The sequence below is a fragment of the Corynebacterium sp. AOP40-9SA-29 genome, assembly GCF_052377405.1.
Lineage (GTDB): Bacteria > Actinomycetota > Actinomycetes > Mycobacteriales > Mycobacteriaceae > Corynebacterium.
Map to the genome: position 1 here is coordinate 176,474 of NZ_JBQSWR010000003.1, position 24,166 is coordinate 200,639.

At 68.6% G+C, this 24,166-nt stretch carries 20 protein-coding genes; 14 read left to right on the forward strand and 6 right to left on the reverse strand.

The genetic code is table 11. From position 1 onward, the window contains the following. The first annotated feature begins 127 nt into the window (after window positions 1-127). The 3 genes from proB (at window position 128) to ACT3SZ_RS07475 (ending at window position 4,153) form a co-directional block, all read left to right on the forward strand. The gene (gene proB / locus ACT3SZ_RS07465) at window positions 128-1,435 is read left to right on the forward strand and encodes a glutamate 5-kinase (RefSeq protein WP_444617904.1); all 1,308 of its coding nucleotides are present in this window, start codon (window positions 128-130) and stop codon (window positions 1,433-1,435) included. 79 nt (window positions 1,436-1,514) lie between these two features. Further along, window positions 1,515-2,855 (forward strand): glutamate-5-semialdehyde dehydrogenase, encoded by a 1,341-nt coding sequence (locus tag ACT3SZ_RS07470; RefSeq protein ID WP_444617906.1) that lies wholly within the window; start codon window positions 1,515-1,517, stop codon window positions 2,853-2,855. A 446-nt stretch (window positions 2,856-3,301) separates the two neighbouring features. Then, window positions 3,302-4,153 carry a hypothetical protein gene (locus tag ACT3SZ_RS07475; protein WP_444617908.1) on the forward strand — a complete coding sequence of 284 codons (852 nt, stop codon included), beginning with the start codon at window positions 3,302-3,304 and terminating at the stop codon, window positions 4,151-4,153. A gap of 3 nt (window positions 4,154-4,156) precedes the next feature. Here ACT3SZ_RS07475 and ACT3SZ_RS07480 read toward each other — a convergent pair whose 3' ends face one another. After that, a complete protein-coding gene (locus ACT3SZ_RS07480) occupies window positions 4,157-5,095 on the reverse strand; it encodes a YwiC-like family protein (protein WP_444617910.1) in 939 nt (312 codons plus the stop codon). 183 nt (window positions 5,096-5,278) lie between these two features. Here ACT3SZ_RS07480 and nadD point away from each other — a divergent pair, with 183 nt between their 5' ends. From nadD to ACT3SZ_RS07525, 9 genes are all read left to right on the forward strand, one after another. Next, the gene (gene nadD, locus ACT3SZ_RS07485) at window positions 5,279-6,040 is read left to right on the forward strand and encodes a nicotinate-nucleotide adenylyltransferase (RefSeq protein WP_444618066.1); all 762 of its coding nucleotides are present in this window, start codon (window positions 5,279-5,281) and stop codon (window positions 6,038-6,040) included. Window positions 6,041-6,160: 120 nt separating this feature from the next. Continuing rightward, window positions 6,161-6,649, forward strand: coding sequence for a ribosome silencing factor (gene rsfS / locus ACT3SZ_RS07490; RefSeq protein WP_444617912.1), 489 nt, complete (start codon window positions 6,161-6,163; stop codon window positions 6,647-6,649). Window positions 6,650-6,661: 12 nt separating this feature from the next. Next, window positions 6,662-7,426 carry a histidine phosphatase family protein gene (locus ACT3SZ_RS07495; protein ID WP_444617914.1) on the forward strand — a complete coding sequence of 255 codons (765 nt, stop codon included), beginning with the start codon at window positions 6,662-6,664 and terminating at the stop codon, window positions 7,424-7,426. Beyond that, window positions 7,423-8,715, forward strand: coding sequence for a DegV family protein (locus ACT3SZ_RS07500; protein ID WP_444617916.1), 1,293 nt, complete (start codon window positions 7,423-7,425; stop codon window positions 8,713-8,715). Before ACT3SZ_RS07495 ends, ACT3SZ_RS07500 begins: the two co-directional genes overlap by 4 nt. Before the next feature lie 624 nt (window positions 8,716-9,339). Continuing rightward, complete coding sequence (locus tag ACT3SZ_RS07505; protein WP_444617917.1) at window positions 9,340-10,080, forward strand: ComEA family DNA-binding protein; 741 nt, start codon at window positions 9,340-9,342, stop codon at window positions 10,078-10,080. Continuing rightward, window positions 10,061-12,139 (forward strand): ComEC/Rec2 family competence protein, encoded by a 2,079-nt coding sequence (locus ACT3SZ_RS07510; protein ID WP_444617918.1) that lies wholly within the window; start codon window positions 10,061-10,063, stop codon window positions 12,137-12,139. The genes ACT3SZ_RS07505 and ACT3SZ_RS07510 overlap by 20 nt, the downstream gene beginning before the upstream one ends. A gap of 53 nt (window positions 12,140-12,192) precedes the next feature. Continuing rightward, a complete protein-coding gene (locus ACT3SZ_RS07515; protein ID WP_444617919.1) occupies window positions 12,193-12,666 on the forward strand; it encodes a TIR domain-containing protein in 474 nt (157 codons plus the stop codon). 40 nt (window positions 12,667-12,706) lie between these two features. Then, window positions 12,707-13,687 carry a DNA polymerase III subunit delta gene (gene holA / locus ACT3SZ_RS07520; RefSeq protein ID WP_444617920.1) on the forward strand — a complete coding sequence of 327 codons (981 nt, stop codon included), beginning with the start codon at window positions 12,707-12,709 and terminating at the stop codon, window positions 13,685-13,687. A gap of 228 nt (window positions 13,688-13,915) precedes the next feature. After that, on the forward strand, window positions 13,916-15,742 hold the full coding sequence (locus ACT3SZ_RS07525) for an FAD-dependent oxidoreductase (protein WP_444617921.1): 1,827 nt from the start codon (window positions 13,916-13,918) through the stop codon (window positions 15,740-15,742). A 48-nt stretch (window positions 15,743-15,790) separates the two neighbouring features. Here the strand turns inward: ACT3SZ_RS07525 and ACT3SZ_RS07530 are convergent, their stop codons facing one another. From ACT3SZ_RS07530 to ACT3SZ_RS07545, 4 genes are read right to left on the reverse strand one after another with little or no spacing between them, the layout of a single operon-like run. After that, window positions 15,791-16,915: an alpha/beta hydrolase family protein gene (locus ACT3SZ_RS07530; RefSeq protein WP_444617922.1), complete on the reverse strand. Its 1,125-nt coding sequence runs from the start codon at window positions 16,913-16,915 to the stop codon at window positions 15,791-15,793. Window positions 16,916-16,956: 41 nt separating this feature from the next. Beyond that, the gene (locus ACT3SZ_RS07535; RefSeq protein WP_444617923.1) at window positions 16,957-18,000 is read right to left on the reverse strand and encodes an alpha/beta hydrolase family protein; all 1,044 of its coding nucleotides are present in this window, start codon (window positions 17,998-18,000) and stop codon (window positions 16,957-16,959) included. 21 nt (window positions 18,001-18,021) lie between these two features. Then, a complete protein-coding gene (locus tag ACT3SZ_RS07540; protein WP_444617924.1) occupies window positions 18,022-19,257 on the reverse strand; it encodes a Zn-dependent hydrolase in 1,236 nt (411 codons plus the stop codon). Continuing rightward, the gene (locus ACT3SZ_RS07545) at window positions 19,254-20,927 is read right to left on the reverse strand and encodes an amidohydrolase (RefSeq protein ID WP_444617925.1); all 1,674 of its coding nucleotides are present in this window, start codon (window positions 20,925-20,927) and stop codon (window positions 19,254-19,256) included. Before ACT3SZ_RS07545 ends, ACT3SZ_RS07540 begins: the two co-directional genes overlap by 4 nt. 145 nt (window positions 20,928-21,072) lie before the next feature. Between ACT3SZ_RS07545 and ACT3SZ_RS07550 the strand changes: the two genes are divergently transcribed. Beyond that, window positions 21,073-22,254 (forward strand): helix-turn-helix domain-containing protein, encoded by a 1,182-nt coding sequence (locus tag ACT3SZ_RS07550; protein ID WP_444617926.1) that lies wholly within the window; start codon window positions 21,073-21,075, stop codon window positions 22,252-22,254. A gap of 188 nt (window positions 22,255-22,442) precedes the next feature. Continuing rightward, the gene (locus ACT3SZ_RS07555) at window positions 22,443-23,801 is read left to right on the forward strand and encodes an MFS transporter (RefSeq protein WP_444617927.1); all 1,359 of its coding nucleotides are present in this window, start codon (window positions 22,443-22,445) and stop codon (window positions 23,799-23,801) included. A gap of 22 nt (window positions 23,802-23,823) precedes the next feature. On the opposite strand, the gene ACT3SZ_RS07560 is transcribed toward ACT3SZ_RS07555, so the two are convergent. Further along, window positions 23,824-24,081: a hypothetical protein gene (locus ACT3SZ_RS07560; RefSeq protein ID WP_444617928.1), complete on the reverse strand. Its 258-nt coding sequence runs from the start codon at window positions 24,079-24,081 to the stop codon at window positions 23,824-23,826. Between the last annotated feature and the right edge of the window lie 85 nt (window positions 24,082-24,166).

Sequence of the window (24,166 nt, forward strand, 5' to 3'; positions counted from 1 at the left end):
TCCGGGGGAGGGGAGGGGGCCTCGCGATGTGGGAGTTTCGTCGGATGTGTCCGAGTTTCCTCCCGTTGCGGGGCCCCTTCGCCTGTCTCGTGGCGAGGAACGGTGCGACTGGTCCATAATGAAAGGCATGTCTGACACCACTGATGCCTCTGACATGTCCGCAGAGCCCACGGTATTTGAGTACCCTGCGCCACTGGAGTTCGGGACGGATGCCGTGCATCAGCCTGGACCCGTTATCCCGGCGACCTCCAAGGAGTTCCCGGACGCCGAGGTCAGTGAGGATTCCCCTGCCTATGGCCACCATTCCGATGTGCGTGAGACGATCCGCAGCGCCAAGCGTGTGGTCGTCAAGATCGGTTCGTCCAGCCTGACCGACGAGACCGGCCTGGTTAGCCCGGACCGGATCGACGTCATCGCCGACGCGCTGGAGGCGCGCATGGACCGCGACACCGATGTGATCGTCGTGTCGTCCGGCGCTGTGGCCTGCGGCATGGGCCCGCTGGGCCTGGCGCAGAAGCCCACCGACCTGGCGACGAAGCAGGCCGCCGCGGCGTCCGGCCAGGTTCTTCTCGCACAGGAGTGGGCGCGCAGTTTTGCGCGCTACGGACGCTCCGTCGGCCAGGTGCTGCTCACTGCGTCGGACGCCGCGCGGCGTGACCGCGCGCGCAACGCGCAGCGCACCATCGACCGGTTGCGCCAGCTGCGCGCCGTGCCGATCGTCAACGAGAACGACACGGTGGCGACCTCGGAGATGCGCTTCGGCGACAACGACCGCCTGGCGTCCCTGGTGTCCCACCTGACCTACGCCGATGCGCTGGTGCTGCTCTCCGACGTCGCGGGCCTCTACGACCGCAACCCCGCCGAGCCGGACGCCCGCTTCATCGCCGAGGTGCGCACCAGCAAGGACCTGCGCGGCGTTGTCGCCGGCGACGGAGGACGGCTCGGCACCGGCGGCATGGCGGCGAAGGTGTCCGCCGCCCGCCTGGCGTCGCGCGCGGGCATTCCGGTGCTGCTGACGTCCACCGAGAACATCGGTGCGGCGCTGGACGAGGCACTGGTCGGTACGTGTTTCTGGCCGCGGGAGGACCGCCTGTCCGCCTGGAAGTTCTGGGTGCTCTACGCCGCCGACTCCGCCGGCACGCTGCACCTTGACGCCGGTGCGGCCGCGGCGATGGAACGCCACAGTTCCCTGCTCGCCGTCGGTGTCGCGCGGGTGGACGGTGCCTTCACCTCCGGCGAGGTGCTGGACATCGTGGGCCCGGACGGCGACCTGATCGGCCGTGGCGAGGTCAACTACGACTCCGCGACGCTGGAGGGCATGGTCGGCAAGTCGACCACGGACCTGCCGGAGTTTGCGCAGCGTCCGGTGATCCACGCCGACTACATGGCGACGTACTCGAACCGTCAGTCGCGGGTCTACGGGGCTACGAGCTAACCCCTCGCTCGGGCCGATCACCCAGATTGTTCAACAATCTGGGTGATTTTTGCGTGCCGGTCACGTAACCTTGGGAGTCATGACCGACGCGAACACCGCCCAGAACCCGTCCGCCGCTACCGCAACCTCCGGTGACACCGCCGGGCTGACCCCGGTGCGTGCCGCCGAGCGCGAAGAGGTCCTCGCCAAGGCGCAGAAGGCCCGTGAGGTCTCCCAGCGTCCCGCGCTGACCACCACGCAGAAGAACGACCTGCTCCTCGCCGCCGCCGACCGCCTCGTCGCCGAGACCGACTCCGTGCTCGAGGCCAACGGCCGCGACATCGACGCCGGACGCGAGCGCGGCATGTCCGAGTCCCTCATCGACCGCCTCAGCCTGGACGCCGCCCGCGTGGAGGGCATCGCCGGCGGCCTGCGCCAGGTCGCCGACCTCGCCGACCCGGTGGGGGACGTGGTGCGCGGTTCGCGTCGTCCCAACGGCCTGGAGATGCGCCAGGTCCGCGTGCCGCTCGGCGTGATGGGCATGGTCTACGAGGCCCGCCCCAATGTCACCGTCGATGCCTTCGGCCTGGCCGTGAAGTCCGGCAATGTGCCGCTGCTGCGTGGCTCGAAGTCCGCGCAGAACTCCAACGCCCGCCTCGTGGAGATCCTCCAGGACGTGTGCGAGGAGCACGGCCTGCCGCGCGAGACCGTGCAGCTGCTTCCCTGCGAGACCCACGACTCCGTCCAGGACCTCATCACCGCCCGCGGCCTGGTCGACATCGTCATCCCGCGTGGCGGCGCGGGCCTGATCAACGCCGTGGTCACCGGCGCCACCGTGCCCGCCATCGAGACCGGCACCGGCAACTGCCACTTCTACGTGGACGGCTCCGCCGACGTCGACGAGGCCATCGAGCTGGTCATCAACGGTAAGACGCGCCGCTGCTCGGTGTGCAACGCCACCGAGGTTGTCCTGCTCGACGCCGCCCTGTCCGACGAGGACAAGAAGCGCGTGCTGACCTCCCTGCAGGACGCCGGCGTCACCGTGCATGGCGAGGTCTCCGAGCTCTCCGCCCTGGGCGTGGGCGACGTGGTCCAGGCCGAGGAGAAGGACTGGACCGACGAGTACGGCTCCTTCGACATCGCCGCGGCGATCGTGGACGGGGTCGAGGCCGCGGTCGCCCACATCACCCGCTACTCCACGGGCCACACCGAGGCGATCAGCGCCACGGACTACAAGGCCACGAAGTACTTCGAGCAGAACGTGGACGCCGCCGCGGTGATGATCAACACCTCCACCGCCTGGACCGACGGTGAGATGTACGGCTTCGGTGCGGAGATCGGCATCTCCACCCAGAAGCTCCACGCCCGCGGTCCGATGGGCTTGCCGGAGCTGACGAGCACGAAGTGGATCGTCAACGGCGAGGGCCAGGTCCGGCCGTAGTCTCTGTTTCATTGCGGAATAGTCGCCCCTCCAGGTAGGCAATCGAGCTGAAATGCTGCCTGGAGGGGTGATCGCTCTGCGAGTGGGGGCTGGGGCGAGTTGAGGAGTGCTGGGCTCCGCTCGTAGGGGAGTCACTCGCGGGGAACGGCAAGGTGGCAACCCCGGAGGTTGGTGTGACCGACCTCCGGGGTTGCTGTCTGCGCGGGAACTCCGAGTCAGCTGCCCGTCCCCGTGCTGCAGGATTCGAAATTGTCGCCCCTCCAGGAAGGGATTCGGGCTGAAATGCTGCCTGGAAGGGTGATCGCTCTGCGAGTGGGGCTGGGGTGAGTGGCGAGCAGAGCCGGGGTGAGTCGGGAAAGGGGAGGGGGCCTACCGTCGCGGCGAGGGAACAACGCAGGCGGGTGGTGTGAGAGATCTAAGAAATTGCTCTCTGTAGGATGCCTTGCATGACGAAACATTCTCGGGAGACTCTCACCACCATGGCACTGACCGCCACCCTGGTCACCGCCATCGCCACTCCGGCGACAGCTCAGGCAACCACCCAGGCCACGCAGCACACCCAGGCAACAGCCCAAGCGACCACAACACCCCAGTGCCCCTCGGTGGTCACCCTCGTCGCCCGCGGCAGTGAGGAGGAGGAGACGTACGCGCCTGCGGCGTCCAACGGGTACTCCAACGGCTACGAGGGTGAGACGATCCACCGCTTCCTCGACTACGCCAGCGCCACTCATCCGGGCCTATTCGCCGCAGGTGAGCGCACCGTGCTGGCGATAGACGCCGAGCACTATCCGGCACGATTCCCCGTCGGGGAGGCCGGCGAGGATCCTGACCCGGCGACGATCGTCAACGGGGTGGGTCTGTTCGTCGACTCCATGTCGCGCGGACTGCCCGGCGGCATCGAGATGGTCGAGGAGTACGAGCGCGAGTCAGGCTGCCGTCCGGAGTATGTGGGTGTGGGCTATTCGCAGGGTGTCGCGGCGCTCGCCCCGGTGCAGCACATGCTCGCCGCGCAGGGCCGGCTGCGTGGCGCGGTGTACCTGGGCAATCCGTTCCACCGCGCCCCGGAGCTCATCGGTGGCGGGGCGATGTCGGACGTCCCGGTGCATAGTTTCTGCCTGCCGGACGACTTCGTGTGCGATACGGGCCCGCGCGCGATCATCACCGCCTTGCAGGACGACGAGGGCGCAGGTGCGCACGACACCTACTTCCACGACGCCGCCGCGAACCCGGACGCCGCAGGCCCCGGTGAGCAGCAGGCGGCGGACGTCCTCGCCGGTCTCGTCCAGAAAACCCACTAGAACTCAGTGGATGAAGAGGACCAGCGGGCCGGAGTACAGCAGCGCGGCCATGATGCATGCCACGGTGACACCGAGATGCAGCGGCATCTCGCGCATGCCGACCTTCTTCGGTGGCCAGGGCGTCCCCGCCGCGGCGGACGCCGGCACCGCCCGTGAGCGCCACAGGGCGACTGCGAAGACGATCACGGCGAGTAACCATGCAGCCCAGTGCACGTGGTTGACGAACAGCGTCGCCACCACGATAAGCAGCGCGGCGAGGTGAAAGATCTGTGATCCGAGCAGCCAGGCGCGGTCGCCCTTCTTGCGGATCATGGTCTTCACGTAGGGCACGGTGCCCACGGTGTACAGCAGCAGCCACAGGAAACTCACCCACACCGCCGTCGGCAGCGCGTCGACGACGTCCGGCGTGAACAGGTTGGACGTCCACGTCACCCCGGCACCGACGGGGGAGGACGCCCCGAGCGCGACCGTCGCGCCGACGGGCACGATGAACGCCGAGGCGGCCGTGGTCGCCACGCCGGACGCCAACGACCGCGGCGTCCCCCGCCATGTCTCGTACACCGCGATCGCGACGAGCGGGCCGAAGACGAACACCCACCACAGCAGGTGCGGCTGCAGCAGCAGCGCGGCGAGGCCGGCGAGCGCGGCGAGCGTCCCGTAGACAAGCGCGGGCGTGCGCGCGCGGCGGCGCATCGTGGGGTTGCGGGAGCGCAGGAACAGGCCGATGGCGAAGAACGCCAGGTAGCCGACGGTCCAGGCCACCGTCACCGCCAGGAAAGTCAGGGTCATACCGGCGGTGCCGTGCAACCCGTCGCCGCGGTTGGCAGGGGTGAGGGTGTCCCAGATCTTCAGGCACCAGAACAATGCGATGACCGGTGGGATCACCACCATCGGCCATGCGCCGTGCTGGTTGGGGATCCACGGGTTCAGTCTCGTCGCCATGGGGAAAGGATATCGCGGCGAGATACGTTCGTTGTGCTTTCTTTCGTACCTGGGTTACCCGTAGCATGGGCGGACGTGAGCCAGAACCGCCTACCGGAACAGCGTCCGGAACACCGTCCGGAACAGCCTCCGGAGCACCGTCCCGACCGTTTCCCGGACAAGCCGCCGGAGCGTATCGGGGTGATGGGTGGCACGTTCGACCCGATCCACAACGGGCACCTCGTCGCCGGCAGCGAGGTCGCCGACCGGTTCGGGTTGGACGTGGTGATCTACGTGCCTACCGGACACCCGTGGCAGAAGCGCGACAAGGTCGTCACCGCCGCGGAGGACCGGTACCTGATGACCGTCATCGCCACGGCGGCGAACCCGCAGTTCCTGGTGTCGCGCGTGGACATCGACCGGCCCGGGGCGACGTACACCGTGGACACGCTCAAGGACATCCAGCGCCGCTATCCGGACGCCGAGCTGTACTTCATCACCGGGGCGGACGCGCTGGAACGCATCGTGACCTGGCGGCACTGGGAGGACGTGTTCAATCTCGCGCACTGCGTGGGCGTGACACGTCCCGGCTACGACCTGGCGGACGCCGGGGAGGCGCTGCGCAGCCAGGTCGACTCCGACCGGCTGAGCCTGGTGAACATCCCGGCGATGGCCATCTCCTCGACTGATATTCGTGAGCGCGCGCAGGACGGACGCTCGGTCTGGTACCTCGTGCCCGACGGGGTGGTGCAGTACATCGGCAAGACCGCGCTGTACCGGCGCAGGAACAAGGACAGCCACGGCGGGCTGCCGTGGGCGGTGTCGGATCCGGAAGAACTGGAAGAACTGGGGGACCCGGCGGCGTCCGGTGCGTCCGGCGGTACGGAGCCCGACGCAGACGTCGAGCCGGACGTGGACTGGAACCCCGACGAGGACGGCGACCGCTTCCCCGACGGCTGGTTCTGAGCCCCTGCGCCACGCCGCCCGGGTGCTCCGGGATGCCTGATGCTGCGATCCGACGTCCGGCTTGTAGAATCACTGGCGGAAAACATCTGACCTCTACTCCCATGAAGGATCCGGCACCACGTGACCGCTAGCTCCGACGCCATCAACCATGCGGGCATTGCCGCCCGCGCCGCCGCCGAGCGCCTCGCCGAGGACATCGTCGTACTTGACGTGACCTCCCGAATGCCGCTGGCGGACTGCTTCGTGCTGGCCACCGGCGACAATGAGCGCATGGTCAACTCCATCGTCGACGAGGTGGAGGAGAAGCTCGCCGAGGTCGGCGTGAAGGCCCGCCTGCGCGAGGGCCACCGCGACAACCGGTGGGTCCTGCTGGACTACAGCACCATCGTGGTGCACGTCCAGCGTCGCGACGAGCGCGAGTACTACGCCCTCGACCGCCTGTACCGCGACTGCCCGACCGTCGAGGTCGAGGGTGTGGAGCAGGCCGACCGTGGCTTCTGGGCCAGCGATGTCAGCGCCGAGGAGATCGAGGCCGATGATCCCCTCTCCGCGCAGAGCGTCGCCGACCTGCCGCTGGCAGGCCCGGCACCCGACGAGGACGAGCTCTAGGACCCGGTGCCCGTGTCCTCGGGTGTATCTTCCCAGGTCCAGGGGACACGTCTGCCCGAACGCCGGCTGATTCTGATCCGCCACGGGCAGACCGAGTTCAACCTGGCCGGACGCATGCAGGGTCAGCTCGACACACCGCTGACCACCGCAGGACGCGCCGAGGCCGAGGCCGCCGCAACGGAGTTGGGCACCTGGCCGATCGGCACGGTGGTCAGCTCGGATCTGCAGCGTGCCCGCGACACCGCCGCCCTGCTCGCCGATGCGCTCGGCATGGGATACACCACCGACGCGCGGCTGCGCGAGACCGACCTCGGTGACTGGTCGGGCAAGGCGCACGAGGACGTGGACGCGGTCTTCCCCGGCCAGCGTTCGCACTGGCGGCTGAACCCTACGTGGGCACCGCCGAACGGCGAGACCCGCCTGGAGGTCTCCGACCGTGCCTCCGAACTCGTCGACGAACTCATGGCCGGCAACGCGTGGGACGCTGGGACGGTGATGCTCGTCGCGCATGGCGGCACCATCGCCGCGCTGACCTCCCGCCTGCTCGGCATCCCCACCGAGCACTACCCGATGTTCGGTGGCCTGGGGAACGCACGCTGGTCGCAGCTGGTCGCGCGTCCTACTGCGGATGTCACGAACGCTGCGTCCGACGGCTCGTCCGACGCTGATCTGTGGCGCGAGCCCCGCTGGTTCCTGGAGGGGTGGAACGTGGGCGTGGCGGCGCCGAAGCCGGTGGCCGTGGTGAACGCGGACGAAGGTGAGGTGACCGGGCGATGAGCGTACTGGTGGTCACTGACTCGTCGGCGTGCCTGCCCCCGGCGCTGGCCACGGAGTACGGCATCACCGTCCTGGACTTCCACGCCGAGGGCGAGGGGGAGGACGAGACGACGGCCGGGCTCGGGGCACTGGAGCTCACGGCCTGTTACGCCCGGCTGCTGGAACGCGGCGGGGACGACGGGGTCGTCGCCCTGCACATCTCCAAGGAACTGTCCGGCACCTGGTCGTCTGCGTCGCAGGCCGCCGCCGTGCTCGACGGGCGCGTGGAGGTCATCGACACCATGTCCGGTGGCATGGTCATCGGGCAGGCGGCGATTGCAGCGGCCCGCTGTGCTGACGACGGTGGCTCGCTGGAGGAGTGCCGTGGGGTGGCACAGCACGCCATCGACACCGGTCAGTTGTGGCTGTTCGTGAACCGGCTGGACACCTTGGCCCGCGGTGGACGTCTCACCGCAGGTCAGCGCCTGTTGTCCACGGCCTTGGCGATCAAGCCCATCATGCACCTGGCGGGTGGACGCCTGGAGCTCGCGGCGAAAACCCGCACCCGCTCGAAGGCGATGGAGCGCATGGTGACCCTCGCCGCCAACGCCTACCGTGACGTGGCCGAGGCGTTGCTTCCCGCGGAGGAACTGGACGAGCCGGATGAACTGGTGGCGGCTTCGGAGTCGGACGACGTCGAATCGAAGGCCCAGGATTCTGCCGCGACCGTAGCCGCGTCCGAGTCAGACGAGGTGACCTCCCCGGTGGACACCGACGGTGCCGACGACGTTGAGGATTCCTCTGGCGCAGGTGAGGACCTTGCAGTGTCTGACGACGAATCTGTAGAACCCGCCGAAGACGCTGAAACTGCCGACAGCGACGAGGCCACAGAGGTTGCGGAGGCCGCAGAGCCTGCGGGTGTCGCAGAGTCATCTGAGGTACCCGATTCCGCTGCTCCGTCGGATCGTCCCCGCATCTTCAACTTCGGCGGTCGCGACAGGGCCGATAAGACGGAGAAGTCAGATAAGACCGACAAGGCTGAGAAGACTGACAAGTCGGACAAGGCCGAGTCCGAGCGTTCGCGGTCCCGACGTCGTAGCGAAGAGCAGGTCGTACTCGTCGATTTGCCCCGCGTGCCGATGCACCTTGCCGTGCACCACCGTGAGGCGGAGGAAGCCGCCGAGCAGTTGCGCGCGAATTTGCGCGAGAAGCTGCCGGACTGTGTGGTGATCTCCGTGGTGGACATCTCCCACGCGATGGCCGTGCACACCGGACCGGGCGCCCTCGCGGTCTCCCTCGTCCAGGACTAGCCCGAGGCTCCAGCCACATCGCTCCAGCCACGCACCGGTGAGATCCTCACCCTTCCAGGTAGGCAATCGGCCCGATTCGCTGCCTGGGAGGGTGATCGCGCTACACGAGGGTGTGCGGAGGCTGCCGGCCTCGGTGGATTACGAGAGATCGCGGAGTCAGTGATGGACCCTTCCGTGCGACAGCAAGCCCGGAGGGGCACTGGGGGTCGCTCTCCTCACATCGACACGCGCCGGTAAGATCCTCACCCTTCCAGGTAGGCAATCGGCCCGATTCGCTGCCTGGGAGGGTGATCACGCTGCATGGGTAGGTGGCAGGCAGGGAGGCACCTGCGGATCACCGTCCGAGGAGCAGGACTGAGTTCTATCCACAGCCCCCAGGTTGTCCACAGTGTCATGGGCCGATGGGCGGCATGGGGGAAAGTGGTGTCCGGGCATGCACTTACATGGTGACCCATGGGCGGAGACGCAGAGCATAGGACACCGGCATCACGCCGGCGAGGCGGCACACGGCAGGCGGTGGCTGACAGGGTGGAAGCCCTGACCCAGCCGGTGCCGGGCCATGAGCTGGCGGATGTTCGGTTTGAGCGTCGGACCGTGATCGGTCCCCGGTCCGCCCGGATCATAATGGCAACGGTCGCGGCCTTGGTGGTCGTGGTGGGAGGGGTGATGCTCGTCAACGATAGGGACGGTGACGGAGCCGGTGACAACGCCCGGGGGGATGTTGTGGCAGGGCTGTCGCCAGGGGAGGACAGTGAGGCAGGAGAGGCCGGAGCGTCGGGAGCGTCAGGGGTGTCGGGGGTCGCCGGGGTAGAGCTGGCGGGGGACACCGGGGGAGCTGACGCGGACGCTGGTCAGGACGGTGGTAAGGACGATGCTGCAGGTGTGGGGCCTGTGGTGGTGTCGGTGCAGGGGTTGGTGCACCGGCCGGGTCTGGTCACCGTCGACGCCGGGACCAGGGCAGGTGAGGTGATCGACCGCTCGGGAGGGGTCCGGGGGGACGGTCGTGTGGAGGGGATCAACCTCGCCGAACCCGTGGTCGACGGCATGCAGATCGTGGTGGACCCGGAGGGGTCGCGGGTGCTGTACCCGGGGGAGCGCGGCGAACCCGCGCAACAACGGCAGCAGACACAGCAACAGAATCAACAGGACCAGACAGGCAGCACAGAAAGTACGGGCCTGGTGAACATCAACACCGCAGACGCGACCGGGCTGACCACGTTGTCCGGGGTGGGCCCGGCGACGGCGGAAGCGATCATCGCCTGGCGAGAGGCCAATGGGTCCTTCGCGGCGGTGGAGCAGTTGATGGAGGTCAAGGGCATCGGCCCGGCGAAGTTCGAGGCGTTGCGTGACGGCGTCACGGTCTGAGTCACCGTCTGAGTCACGGTCTGACTGGTCGGTCAATCCTGACCTCACCCCGCACCCGGGTTCGGGCACGCCGTGGTCGGCGAAGGACCGTGATCCGGTCAGTCCGGACGTGGTGCGTGCGCGTCGGGGCCCGGATCTGCGGTTGGTGCCGTTCGCGGTGGCGGTGTGGTTGGCGGTGACGCTGACCATCGTGGTGCGCACCCCGTGGATTGCGGCAGCCCTACTCGTTCTCGCCGGTGTGGCGGGGGCGATTGTGGTGTATCTGGGGCCGTTTCGTCCTGGGTCGTCGGTGGCGGAGGACCGTCCACGGGTGATCGTGCGCACGTGCGCGTTGGTCGCGGCGGTGGCGGCGGCGTCGTCGGGCCGGGCGTCCTGGCTGGTGGCGCGGGTGGACCGCCATGAGTTGCGTGGCATATCGACGCGCCTGGCGCAGGACGTGGAACTGGCGACGGCGCCGAAGCGGCTGTCGGGAGGCAGCGTCCTGCTGAATGTGCGGGTGGAGGACCTGGGCACGGTGCCGGTGTTCCTCGACGCCCGTGACGTGGAGCCGGCGGTGTTGTCGTGGCAGCCGGGGACGACGCTGGCGCTGCAGGCGGTGGCGTCGGGGACGCAGGACGCCGCGATGGTGCCGCTGCGGCTGTCGGCGTCCGGCGTCCCGCAAGTCGTCGCCGCGCCGGACGGTCTGGCCGGGGTGACTGCGCATCTGCGCGCCGGGTTGGCGCAGGCGGCGCAGGATCTGCCCGGTGGGACCGGTGACCTGGTGCCGGGCATGGTGGTCGGCGATGTGAGCATGCAGGACCCGGTGGTGCGCGAGCAGTTCCTGGCCACCGGGCTCACGCATCTCACGGCCGTGAGCGGTGCCAATCTGGCCATGGTCACGGGCAGCGTGCTGGTGTTGGCGACGGCGATGGGCTGGCCGCTGTGGACGCGCTACGCGGCCGCGGCGTCCTGCTTGGTGGCGTTCGTGCTGTTGGTGGGTCCGGAGCCGAGTGTGCTGCGGGCCGCGGTGATGGGTGCGGTGGGGTTGGTGGCGGCGTTGTCGGCGCGTCGGGCGCACGGGTATGCGGCGTTGTCGGCGGCGGTGATCGTGTTGCTGGCGGTGGATCCGGGCCTGGCGGTGGAGTACGCGTTCATCCTGTCGGTCGCGGCGACGGCGGGGATCGTGGCGTTGGCGCCGCTGGTCGCGCGCCGGATGCTGCAGGGCTGGACGCGGCGCAGGACGGCCCGGCGTGGGCGTCATCATCCGCCGGCGCGGTGGCAGGCGATGCTGGTGGGTCTGGTGGCGGTGAGTCTGGTGGCGGATGTGGTGACCGCCCCGGTGATCGTGCAGATGACCGGGGTGGTTTCTCCGACGGCGATTCTGGCCAATGTGCTGGTCGGCGTGGCGGTGCCGCCGGTGACGGTGGTGGGCATGCTCGGCGCGCTGCTGGCCGGGGTACACGTCGGCGCGGCGACAGTGGTGCTGTGGGGCGCGGCGCTGCCGGCCTGGTGGATCCTGGCCGTGGCGGCGCGGTTGTCGCAGGTCCCGGTGCTGCACACCCCGGGCGGCATGGTGGCTGCGGTGGTGCTCGTTCTCGTCGCGGTGGCCGTGGTGACTGTAGTGGTGTCGGCGCGGTGGCGGCGTGCGGCGCTGGTGGTGGTGCTGCTCGCCGCGCTGGCCACGGTGGCCGGTGTGCGCGCCGGTATCCTCTCGACCGGCCCGTATGCCCAGGCCACGGGGGCGGATGTGCTGGAACGGGTGTGGGCGGACGACCTGGGGGAGGTGCGGTGGACGGTGGGGGTGCGGATGGTGTCCGGGACGCCCGAGATTATGCGGCGCGGCGGTGGGCAGGACGCGCTGGTGGTCGTCGCCGCTGACGAGGACGCGGTGCTGCTGCACGAGTACCGCCTGAACGCGGAAGCGTCGCCGCAGCGTCCTGACCTGTACGTGGCCACGGCGTGCGGGCGCAGCCGCGGGATGCCGAGCCGCACGCCCGCCGGCGTGCCGGTGGCTTTTCCCTGCAAGGACGGGACGGTGGTGCTCGGGGAGGACGGACTGCACGCGGACGGGAGCCCATGAGGTGGGGTATGTTCGGTGAGGACGTGTTTGTTCCTGAAACCAGGAGGATGGCCGTGGCCACGACAGCGTACTACTCGTTCCACCACAATAATGACGACCACCGGGTGCGCCTGGTGCACGAGATCGACACCGTGACCGGGCAGCCTCTGCTGGAGAAGCAGGAGTGGAACCGAGTGAAAGCCGGGGGGAACCGGGCGGTGAAGGAGTGGATCGACGAGAAGATGGCGGCGTCGGACGTGGTCATCGTGCTCGTTGGTTCCGAGACCGCGGGGCGGCACTGGGTGCGCTACGAGATCGAGAAGGCGTGGGAGGACGGGAAGCCGCTGCTCGGGGTGCGGATCCACGGGCTGGCATCGCCGGGAGAAGAGGGCGAGGACCCCTTCGAGCGCGTCGACGGGGTGTACGGGGTGCCCCTGTTCGACCCCACGCGGCGCGATGAGCACGGGGAGGTCGACTCCGCGGCGACGCTGGCCACGCTGCAGGAACGGCTGCCGGAGTGGGCCGCGCAGGGGGTCATTGGGGCGTGAGCTGACGGCCGTGTCCGGGCCGGCCGATAGGATGGGCCGCATGGCAACGAGTCCCCGTCCCCCCGCACCGGTGAACCTCATCGTCGGTGCCGACAGCTTCCTCGCCGAGCGTGCCCGGCACCGCATCGTGGCGGCGACCCGGGCGCACGCCGGGATCGATGACCTGCCCGTGGACATGCGCAAGACCTCCGAGCTCAACGCGGGCGAACTCGCGGAGCTGCTCAGCCCGTCCTTGTTCGCCGAGGACCGCATTGTGGTGGTCACCGGTGTGGAGGACGCGGCGAAGGAGTCCGTGGCGATGATCGAGATGGCGGTGTCCGACCCCGCGCCGGGTGTGGTGCTGATTCTGCAGCACACGGGTAAGGGGCGTCAGAAGGCCTTGGCGACGAGCCTGCCGAAGAAGGGGCCGAAGGGTGCGGTGGAGGTGTTCTCTGCCGCGGAGCTCAAGGGGCGGGAGCGTCAGGGGTTCGTGGAGCAGGAGTTCCGTGATCTCAAGGTGCGCGTGACCCCGGACGTCACTGCCGCGTTGCTGGACTCGGTGGGTACCGACTTGCGGGAGCTCGCCAGTGCGATCAGTCAGCTCGTCGCCGATTCCGATGGTCAGGTCACCGAGGAGACGGTGCACCGCTACTACCAGGGCTCGGCGGAGGTGTCGGGGTTCGACGTGGCTGACCTGGTCATCGCCGGACGCACCGACCGCGCGCTCGGCGCGGCGCGGCGGGCATTGCAGCTCGGGGTAGCGCCGGTGCTGCTGGCCTCGGCGTTGTCCGGCGGCATCGACGACATCGCCCGGGTACATGGGGCACGGGTGAATCCGCGGCAGCAGGCCGGCGAGTTCGGCATGCCGCCGTGGAAGTTGGAGAAGACGGTGCGTTCGGCGAGGTCGTGGAAGGCGTCGTCGGTGGCGGCGGCGGTGCAGATCGTCGCCGAGCTGGATGCCGGGGTGAAGGGCCACACCGCGGATGCGGGCTGGGCGGTGGAGGACGCGGTGCGTCGGCTCGCCGAAATCGCACGGGGGTAAGTCAGTACACCCCCGATATCGTGGTGGAGGTGGGGTGGCCGGTCCGTGTGACCGGGGTTGTCGCCGTCGGCAAAATTATATTCGTACAGCGATGTTTTTAGAGTGGTCGTCAGGGCAGGGTGCGGGTCCTACCGTGGTCGGGGTCGGTCCGAATGTGATCTACTGCACACATCTCGGACCGTGACACTTTCAGGCTCTCCAGCTTCTCCGCGAACGAAAGGACGGTTCATGACCGCGACCGCCACATCCACCGCCGCAGATCTCGACCAGCAGGTCCAGACCTGGCTCACCACCTTCGCAGACGCCCTGAACACCACCGACCCCGACGCCGCCGCCGACGCAGTCTCCGCACTGTTTGAACCAGATGGCTTCTGGCGCGACTTCGTGGTCTTCACCTGGAACCTGCACACCGCCGAGGGTGCCGACTCCATCGCCGACATGGTGCGGGAGAACAACGACCGGGTCGGAGCCACCGACCTGATCGTCGAGGACGCCACCGACGAGGGCGACGGCGTCACCCGCGGCACCGTCACCTTCACCACCCCGGTGTTCAAGGCCCGGGCGATCGTGCGGCTGCGCGAGGGAAAGATCTGGACGCTGCTGACCTCCGCGCGCGAACTCCTCGCCCGCCCCGAACCCAAGGGAACCAACCGGCCCAAGGGTGTGGAGCACGGCCCGGACGCTCACAAGCTCAACTGGGCAGACAAGCGTGCCCGCCGTCAGGAACGCCTCGGCTACGAGGACCAGCCCTACGTCCTGATCATTGGCGGTGGGCAGGGCGGTATTGCCCTGGCCGCCCGCCTCAAGCACCAGGGTGTGCCTACGCTGGTGGTCGAGAAGTCCGAGCGCCCCGGCGACCAGTGGCGCGGGCGCTACCACTCCCTGTGCCTGCACGACCCGGTCTGGTACGACCACCTGCCCTACCTGCCGTTCCCCTCGACCTGGCCGGTGTTCACGCCGAAGGACAAGATGGGCGACTGGCTGGAGCACTACACCGGCATCATGGACCTGGACTACTGGGCCAAGACCACCTGTGAGCGCGCGTCCTACGACGAGGCGTCCGGCACCTGGGAGGTCGTCGTCTCGCGCGACGGCGAGCAGGTCGTCCTCAACCCCACCCAGCTGGTGCTGGCCACCGGCATGTCGGGTGTGGCGAACAAGCCGTCCTTCCCCGGTGAGGAGGAGTTCCGCGGGGAGATCCGCCACTCCTCGGAGCACCCCGGCGGTGAGGCCGACAAGGGCCGGCGGGTGGTGGTGCTCGGCGCGAACAACTCCGCGCACGACATCTGCAAGGACCTGCACGACAACGGTGCTCACCCGGTGATGATCCAGCGGTCCTCCACGCACATCGTGAACTCCGATGCTTTCATCAAGCACGTGACCTCGCCGTTGTTCTCTGAGGAGGCTGTGGACTCCGGCATCGACACCGACACCGCCGACATGCTCTTCGCGTCCATGCCCTACAAACTGCTGCCCGCCGGGCAGAAGCAGGCCTTCGACGCCGTGCGTGAGGAGGACGCCGAGTTCTACAAGGGCCTGGAGGACGCCGGCTTCATGCTCGACTTCGGTGAGGACGAGTCCGGCCTGTTCCTGAAGTACCTGCGCCGCGGCTCGGGCTACTACATCAATGTTGGCGCCTCCGAACTCGTCGCCGACGGGTCGATCGAACTGCACTCCGGGGTCGGCATCGAGCGCTACACCGCCGACGGCGTGGTGCTCACCGACGGCACCGAACTGCAGGCCGACGTGGTCGTGCTGGCCACCGGCTACGGCTCGATGAACGGCTGGGCGGAGATGCTGATCAGCCCGGAGGTCGCCGACAAGGTCGGCAAGTGCTGGGGCCTGGGATCCGACACGGCCAAGGACCCCGGCCCGTGGGAGGGCGAGCTGCGCAATATGTGGAAGCCCACCCAGCAGGACAACCTGTGGTTCATGGGCGGCAACCTGCACCAGGGACGCCACTACTCGCGCTACCTGGCGCTGCAGCTCGCCGCCCGCCACGAGGGGCTGGACACTCCGGTGTACAAGCTCGCCCCGGTGCACCACACGTCCTGAGTGTGGGGCGCTGGCGCGGGGGACGCGCCGGCACCCGCGCGGGGAGCGCTACTGCGGGGCCTCGGCAAGCTCCGTGGAGCCGTCCAACCGGGAGTTCAGCTCATCGCGCGGCGATGTGGTGACCCGGTGGATGATGTCGAGCACCCGCTCGTAGTGCGCTGAGGTGTTCTTCAGGAAGGACGTGTGGTCCTCGCCATTGAGCATGATCAGCTTCGCGTTGCCGCCGTCCTGGCTCACCGCTGTCACGTAGTGCTCTGAGTTCTGCGGGGACACCAGGTCATCGTCGGTGCCGTGCACTGCGACGACGGGGATGTGCCGGTTGATGTTCTGGATCGGGTCGATGCTGTCGTAGCGATCCGGCATCTCCGTGGGCGTGCCCTTCATCGCTTCGACGATGTTCTCGTCGCCGTGCTCGGCGGCCCACACCAGGTCCAGCGGCCCGGACAGGGACACCACACGGTTGGGGGTGAACTTCGGGTCCGCGCCGAGCTGCCCGGTTTCCAGGTCACCGCGCGTGCCCGCCCAGGCGGCGAGCTGTGCGCCGGCGCTGTGGCCGACCACGGTTTCGTCGTCGAGGGTGATCTGCGGATACTGCTCGTCGACGGTGGGGACGAAGTCCAGGGCATCGGCCACATCGGTGAAGGTCTGCGGCCAGCCGCCACCCTCGCTGACGTCGCGGTACTCCACGTTGAGCACCGCCATCCCGCGCGAGGCCAGGTCGGCGGCGATATTGCGTGAGCCCGGTGCCCCGCCGTGCCACGCACCACCGTGGATGAACACCACGAGCGGGACGGAGTCTTCCTCCTGCGTCCCGTCCTGTGCGCTTTCGGTGCCGCCGGGCAGATAGAAGTCCGCCCAGTTCTGCGTGGGGTCGGGGTCGCCGTCGCGCACGGGGTAGAGGAATCGTTCGACGAAACCCTCGGCGACCTCGTCGGACGGCACGTCGGTGGCCACGGTCGGGGCGGCAGCGGTGGACGTTGCGTCCGACGCGTCCGCAGCGTCCGACGCAGTGGTGCTCGCGGTGGTGCTCGCGGCGCCGGTGGAGGACGCACCGTCGTCGCCGGAGTCGGTGCTGCACGATGTCAGGGCGCCGCCCAGCGCGGCGACCGCGAGCATGGAGAAGACGGACGAGGCACGTCCGGCACGGCAGTTGCGGGGAAGGGGTAGGGACACGGCGGAATCACTCCTCGAGGGTCAGGGTGTTGGTCCTGAGCTTACTGTGCCCCCGCGCCCGCGGTCTCGGCGATGATATCGAGCAGACGCGGGTAGTAGCGCGACGAGGACTGCAGGAACGACAGATGGTCCGCCCCGTCGAACAGGACGAGTTCGGCGCGTCCGCCGGCCTCGGTGACCGCGTCGACGTAGTGTTCCGAATTCTCCTGCGGGACCAGGTCATCGTCGGTGCCGTGCACGGCTACGACCTGCACCTGCGGGTTGATATTGCGGATCGGGTCGATGGAATCATAGGCGTTCGGCAGTTCATCGGGCGTGGCCTCCATGGCCTCGACGATATTGTCGTCACCGTTCTCCGCCGCCCACACAAGGTCCAAGGGCCCGGCCAACGACACCACCCGGGTGGGGGAGAACGCCGGGTCCGCGCCGACCTCGTCCTGTTCCAGGCGCGACCGGGAGGCAGCCCAGGCGGCGAGTTGGCCACCGGCACTGTGCCCGACGACGGTGGCGTCGTCCGTGTCGAGCTGCGGGTAGTTCTCGTCGATGGCAGGGACGTGGTCCAGGGCGTCGGCCACGTCGGTGAAGGTCTGCGGCCAGCCGCCGCCCTCGCTGACGCCGCGGTACTCCACGTTGAGCACCGCCATCCCGCGCGCGGCCAGGTCCGAGGCGATGTGGCGCGAGCCGTGCGCCCCACCGTTCCAGCCGCTGCCTTGCAGGTAGACGACCAGCGGGACGGAATCCTCGGCGACGTCCGTGCCGTCTGTCGCCTCTGCGTCGTCTGTGTCGGGCAGATACAGGTCCGCCCAGTTCTCCTCCGGGTCGGGCTCACCGTCGCGCACGGGGTAGACGATCCGCTCCACGAAACCCTCGGCCACCTCGTCCTGCGGCACCTCGGCGACCACGTCCAGCCCAGTGCCGCCGCCCGCGCCGATGGCGGGCGGGGCCTCGGCGGAGACGCCACCGTCGGTGTCACAGGCGGTCAGGCAGGACGCCGCGGCGACGGTGCCGATCAGGCTGAGCGCGCCCGTCGCGAGGGCGCGCGGGCTGTGCCAGCTGCGCCGATTGCGCCGTTGCTGTCGTGTCACCGCAAACGCCTCTCGTGGTGGTCAGTGACCTCCGGAGTCTACCGACTTGGCCAGACGGCGCACGACCTCCGTGAGCACCTCGACGCCGGCGAGCATGTCCGCGTCGCTGGTGAGCTCGGCCTCGTTGTGGGAGACCCCCTCGACGCTCGGGACGAAGAGCATCACCGTGGGGACCCTGTCCTTCATATTCGTCGAGTCGTGGCCGGCCACCGTGTAGACCTCGCGGTAGGTCTGCCCCAGCCCCTCCGCCACCTCGGCGGCCAGATCGACCCCGTCTGCGGGGTAGGGGTTCAACGCCCACTGGTGGGTGAGGGTGCGGTCCACCACGACGTGGGCCTCCTGCTCCGCTGCGGCGACCACGGCCGCCAACCGCTGTTCCGCCCACTGCAGGACGTCGCTGTCGGGAGAGCGCAGGTCCACGTTCATCGTCACCTCGCGGGCGATGGTGACCGGCGAGTTCGGCTCCAGGGTCAGCTGGGACACCGACGCCTGGAGTGTGCCGGACGTGACCTCGTCCGTCATGCGACGCACCGCGGCGATGATCAACGATGCTCCGAACAGGGCGTCCCGCCGGTCCGCCATCAGTGTCGACCCCGTGTGGCCCTGCTCCCCGTGGACGGTGACACTGAACTTCCGTGCGCCCCACGTCGCGGAGACCAGACCGATGGTGGTGCCGGTGTCCTCCAGCACCCGACCCTGCTCCACATGGATCTCCGCGTACGCGGCCACGGCGGGCGGCGCGGCCACCGGCCGCCAGTCGGACGCTGCCACCGCGTCCTTCACGCTCACCCCGTCACGGTCCGTCGCCGCCAACGCGTCCTGGAGACTCAGGGCACCGGTGAAGACCGAGCTGCCCATCATCGACGGGGAGAACCGCGAGCCCTCCTCGTTGAACCAGTTCACGACCGCCAGGTTGCCGAGGTCCTCCTTCTGCGACCGTAGTGCGGACACGGCGTGCAGGCCGGCGAGCACACCGTAGGACCCGTCGAAACGTCCTGCCAGCGGTTGTGAGTCCATGTGGGAGCCCACCAGCACGAACGGCTGTCCCGGGGTGCGTTCGAAGAGGCCGAACTGGTTGCCGATCTCGTCGAACTGCACCCGGCCGCCGCGCCGGGTGACCTGCTCGGTGAACCAGGACCGCACGTCACAGTCATCCTGGGTGGCGGCCTGCCGTTCGATCCCACCACCGGAGGTGGCACCGAACCTGGACATCGCGGCGAAGTCCTCGAGGAAGCTGGAGGTGTCGGTGTTCGTCATCGGTTGTTCTCCTTGTTGTTGGTCGCCCAGTACCCGTCCCCGAAGACGGTCTCGCCACCCACCACGGTGGCCAGCACCGGGATCGTGCTGATCTGTGAGGGGTCGACCGCGGGGTCGGTCGGGTCCTGCCCGAGCACCACCAGGTCGGCGAGCTGGCCGGTTTTGACCTGACCCTTTCGCCCGTACCAGCCGGTGGTCCGTGCCGAGCCGACGGTGTAGGCGTGCAGCGCCTGCGCGGCGGTGATGCGGTCGTCGGGCCCGTACGCACGCCCGGACTCGGTCAGCCGCTCCACGAACGACTGGATGACCGACAGCGGAGCGCCGCCGGCGACCGGACGGTCCGAGCTGCCGGGCAGCACCACCCCGGCGTCCAGCACACGCCTTCCCGGGTACGACAGAGTGCTGCGCTCCGGGCCCAACTTGTCGACCATCGAATCGCCGAACTCGGCAATGAACCGGGGCTGGGGGACGAGCACGGCGTCCAGCGCCGCCATCGACGCCAGTTGCTCGTCGCGGACCACCCCGCCGTGCTCGATGCGGTGCGGCATTGACGGGGCACCGAACCGGCGCCGCGCCTCGGCGATGACGTCCACGGCGTAGTCGACCGCGGCGTCCCCGATGGCGTGCATCGCCAGGGACCAGCCTCCGGCCGCAGCCTCCAACGCCTGACGGCGCATGGCCTCGGGATCACCCTGGAAGTACCCGCGGTGGTGGGTGCAGTGGTGGTAGTCCTGCGACATCGCCGCCGTCGACCCGATCAGCGAGCCGTCGGTGAAGATCTTCGCCGGGCCGATCTGCAGACGGTCGTCGCCGACGCCCGTACGCACACCCGCGGAAAGAGAACGTATCTGCGCGTCGGTGTCGGCCCCGGCGACGTCGTGCAGCGCGTCGATGGTCACCATGGTCTGCATCCGCGTGCTCAGCAGCCCCCGGTCGCGAGCAGTCTGGTAGGCGCCGAACTCCCGCGGGCTGTGCCCGATCCACCCGCCGGCGATGCCTGCGTCGGTGACTGAGGTCAGTCCCTCCGACACGTATCGCGAGGTCGCCAGGTCGAGGGCGCGGGTGATCAGTTCCTCCGACTCCGGTTGCAGCAGTGCCTGCACCGGGCGCATCGCGTTCTCGTCGAGCAGGCCGGTGGGACGGCCGTCGGCGTCGACCTGGATCTCCCCGCCCTCAGGCTGTTCGGGATGCTGCCCGGCGACGCCGGCGCGACGCAGCGCCTCGGAGTTCACCGTGAGCGCGTGGCCGGAGTTGTGCTTGATGACGACGGGACGTCCCTCGGCGACCGCGTCGAGCCGGTCGATCTGCAGCGGGCCACCTCGCAACGCGAGGGGACGGAAGTTCGAGGCGATGATCCACTCCTCGGCGTCCTGCCCGGCCCGTCGCCCCAGAGCGCCGTAGACCTCTTCCGGAGTGCCGCAGTCGGCGAGGTCGACCTCCAGCAGGGTCTGCCCGAACCACACGCTGTGGGCGTGGACGTCGTTGAAGCCGGGCAGTACCGTGGCCCCGCCGGCGTCGATCGTCCGGGCCGGGCGGTCGAGCCCATCCAGACCCTCGTCCACCCCGATGATCACCCCGTTCCACAGTCCGACGCGGCTGGCGCGCGGACGGTCAGGGTCACCGGTGAGGATTCGCGCGTTCTCGATGACGGTGTCGGGTTGCAGGGGCATGGAAGTCACCTCGCGGACAGGGCAGGGGATCCTGCCGGACTGTTGTTACGGTCCTCCGCACCGTAGGCCGCCGCACATGCCCGGCGGTCACGATCCGGGCCGCTACTGTGATTCTGCCGCCGACTCACGGCGTAGGGTTGTGCACATGCACTCCACAGGGCCCCGAGCGGCCAGCCATGACGGGGACGAGCGGGACGAGGTGGAGGGGCGCGACTGGCTCCGGCTGGTCGGCCGACTCACAGACGAGGTGCCGCTGCTCGTCGATGAGTTCCTCTCGGAACTGCTGAGCTCCCAGCTCTACTCCGGTGACCTGGTGACCAGGCAGGACCTCGCGGACTCCGCGGCGGAGACCTTCGTGTACCTCATCGAACGGCTCCGGGCACCCTCGGACGCCCCGGACCGTCACCAGATCGCCCGCCGGCTCGGACGACTGCGCGCACGCCAGGGAGTGGCGATGCAGGATCTGGTCGACGCGGTGCAACTGGACTTTCCGGTGATCTGGCGACGGCTGCGCCACCACGCCGGCGAGGAGTTCATGGGCGTGCTCATCGACCATGTCGAGCACGTTCACCTGGTGGTCGACCGGTACTCGTTCTCGGTGCGTGAGGAGTTCATCCGCGAGTCGGCGAGGATCGCGCAGAACGTGAGTATCGCCAACCAGCGGCACCTGGCCAGGCTTTTCGCCGAGGGCTCCGTGAGCTTCGACGTGCTCGGCGACGTGGCCACCGGGCTGGGGGTGTCGGTCGACGCGCCGTGTGAACTCGCGGTGATCGCCCCGGAAGATGTCGGGAACGCACGACGCACCATCGGGGACGAACTCGCCGACGGCACACTGTTCGGCCACGAGATCGGCCCGACGCTCGTCGTCCTGCGCCCCGCGGACCGGGCGGGATCCCTCGGGACGCTTCTGGGGGAATGCGCCGGGGTCCTGTATGAGGAGGTCCGCGGTCTGGCAGCGGTGCGGGTGGCCGCCCGTGGCGCGGTGGAGATGTTGCGCGCCCACCCGACGCTCACCAGATTGCATACCTACCCCGAACTGCTCCCCGCCGCCGTCCTGCGTCACATCCGCGGTCGACTTGTGCCGGGCTACCTGCAGCACGAGAGCGACGCGATCGCCAGGCTCGCACGTGACAGCACCGATCCGCTGGTGCCCACGGTCCGGACCTTCCTGTCGACCGGGACGGTGAAGGCAACGGCGTCCGCCCACTTCTGCCACCGCAACACCGTGGTGAACCGATTGGGAAACTTCGCCCGGATCACCGGCCTGGATGTCACCCGGCCCGAGCACGCCGCGATCGCGCTGCTGCTCCTGCCCGTCGCCGAGTGACCGCACACCGCCCGCGCAGTTTAGGCATCTGCACAATGGTTCGGGTCTGGTGTCCACCGCTTTGACAACGTTGTGTGACCTGCCTCGCACGTTTGGAGGTCTGCTGCTTACGCTCACACACGTCCATCGAGAAGAGGAGAAGACCTGTGGCCCAAGACGACAGTCCCGACCCGACCGGGTCCGCGACCATGACCACGAGCACAAGCTCAACCCCGTCGGCGAGCACGTCCGCTGAATCCGCGACCGTGGCGGTCAGCGACAAGGACGTGGCCCGCATCGCCCGCGCGGCCTTCGTCGGCACAGCGCTGGAATGGTACGACTACTTCCTTTTCGGCACGGCAGCGGCACTGGTGTTCAACCACCTGTTCTTCACCGACCTCAACGCGCTCGCCGCCACCATGGCCTCTTTCGCCACCTTCGGCGTAGGCTTCGTCGCCCGACCGGTCGGCGCCTTCCTGTTCGGCCTGCTCGGCGACCGAGTCGGGCGACGTCCGACCCTCATCATCAGTATCGTCGCCATCGGTACCGCGACCGGCGTAATCGGTCTCCTGCCGACCTTCGCCAACATCGGCATCGCGGCCCCGATCCTGCTCGCGCTACTGCGGCTGTTGCAGGGAATCGCGGTCGGCGGTGAGTGGGGTGGCGCGACGACGATCGCCATCGAGCATGCGCCGCCGGAGAAGCGCGGCCGTTACGCTGCGATTGTGCAGCTGGGATCCCCCGTGGGCACACTGCTGTCCTCGGCGGCGTTCACGTTGGTGCTCATGATGCCGTCCGAGACCGTCGACGCGTGGGGCTGGCGCCTGCCGTTCCTGGCCGCCTTCCCGCTGCTCGGGATCGCGCTGTTCATCCGGCTTCAGGTCGAGGAGTCGCCGGTGTTCGCTCAGCTCATGGAGGACGAGGACGCGCCGAAGACGTCCGCCTTCGAGGTATTCCGCTCCGGCTGGCGCCAACTGTGCGTGGCCATCTGCGTCGCACTTCTCGGTGTCGGCGGGTTCTACGTGATGAACACCTTCGTGGTCAGCTACGCCACCGGCACCCTGGGCGTTGAGCGCCAACCGGTCGTCAACGCAACCTTGATTGCCGCGGTCGTGCAGATCGGGGTTGTCCTGGTCTTCGGCCGTGTCGCCGAACGCTTCGGCCCGGGCAAGGTCGTCGCCTTCGGAGGCGTGGTCACCGCGTTGGCCTCCTGGCCGCTGTTCATGCTGATCGACACCGGAAGCATCGTGGCCATCACCGTGGCGATCTCGATTGGCATCGGTGTTCTCACGATCTCCTACTCGGTGACCGGTGCATTGCTCAGCGAGCTCTTCCCCGCGCATCTGCGGTACACCGGCGTTTCCCTGGGCTACAACCTCGCCGGGGCGATCACCGGGTTCCTGCCCTTCATCGCCACGGCCCTGATGGGGCTGCAGGATGAACCGTCCGCAACGCCGGCCATCGTGATCCTCGCCGTGATCTCACTGATCACCGCGTTCGGTGGAATTGTGGGGGAGCGGTGGCGCGTGACCGACGACGTCGTGGTCCAGGCGGACGGCGGACGCTGAACCGTTGTCGAACCGGCGATGTCTACCGGAGTTTCCCGGCGTCGTGGAGTCGTTTGACGATCTCCGCGGCGAAGACACTGGTCTTCACGTCCACGCCGGTGACCTCGCGGTACTCAGCGGCGAGCTCCGTCCATGAGTGCTGCGCGGCGAGCGTCCTGAGCTGCGCGAACCGCGGTTCGCAGAAGTAGTCGACGGCGCTGACATCGGCGAAGGTGTCGACGATGAATGAGGCGGCGTCCCGGGCGGCACCGGGGGCGGGGATAACTTTCCCGATATCCAATTTCTTACTCCCGATTCGTTTTATCGGTCCCGTCGGAGACCTATAACAACTACTCTTCGACTGTAACGATGCAGACGATTCCATG

Coding starts and splice junctions, on each gene's coding strand:
- ACT3SZ_RS07500 (WP_444617916.1), top strand. CDS start 7,423: ATGAGCGTACTGGTGGTCACTGACTCGTCGGCGTGCCTGCCCCCGGCG.
- ACT3SZ_RS07540 (WP_444617924.1), bottom strand. CDS start 19,257: ATGACGAACACCGACACCTCCAGCTTCCTCGAGGACTTCGCCGCGATG.
- ACT3SZ_RS07545 (WP_444617925.1), bottom strand. CDS start 20,927: ATGCCCCTGCAACCCGACACCGTCATCGAGAACGCGCGAATCCTCACC.
- ACT3SZ_RS07550 (WP_444617926.1), top strand. CDS start 21,073: ATGCACTCCACAGGGCCCCGAGCGGCCAGCCATGACGGGGACGAGCGG.
- proB (WP_444617904.1), top strand. CDS start 128: ATGTCTGACACCACTGATGCCTCTGACATGTCCGCAGAGCCCACGGTA.
- ACT3SZ_RS07480 (WP_444617910.1), bottom strand. CDS start 5,095: ATGGCGACGAGACTGAACCCGTGGATCCCCAACCAGCACGGCGCATGG.
- ACT3SZ_RS07505 (WP_444617917.1), top strand. CDS start 9,340: ATGGCAACGGTCGCGGCCTTGGTGGTCGTGGTGGGAGGGGTGATGCTC.
- ACT3SZ_RS07475 (WP_444617908.1), top strand. CDS start 3,302: ATGACGAAACATTCTCGGGAGACTCTCACCACCATGGCACTGACCGCC.
- nadD (WP_444618066.1), top strand. CDS start 5,279: ATGGGTGGCACGTTCGACCCGATCCACAACGGGCACCTCGTCGCCGGC.
- ACT3SZ_RS07555 (WP_444617927.1), top strand. CDS start 22,443: ATGACCACGAGCACAAGCTCAACCCCGTCGGCGAGCACGTCCGCTGAA.
- holA (WP_444617920.1), top strand. CDS start 12,707: ATGGCAACGAGTCCCCGTCCCCCCGCACCGGTGAACCTCATCGTCGGT.
- ACT3SZ_RS07525 (WP_444617921.1), top strand. CDS start 13,916: ATGACCGCGACCGCCACATCCACCGCCGCAGATCTCGACCAGCAGGTC.
- ACT3SZ_RS07470 (WP_444617906.1), top strand. CDS start 1,515: ATGACCGACGCGAACACCGCCCAGAACCCGTCCGCCGCTACCGCAACC.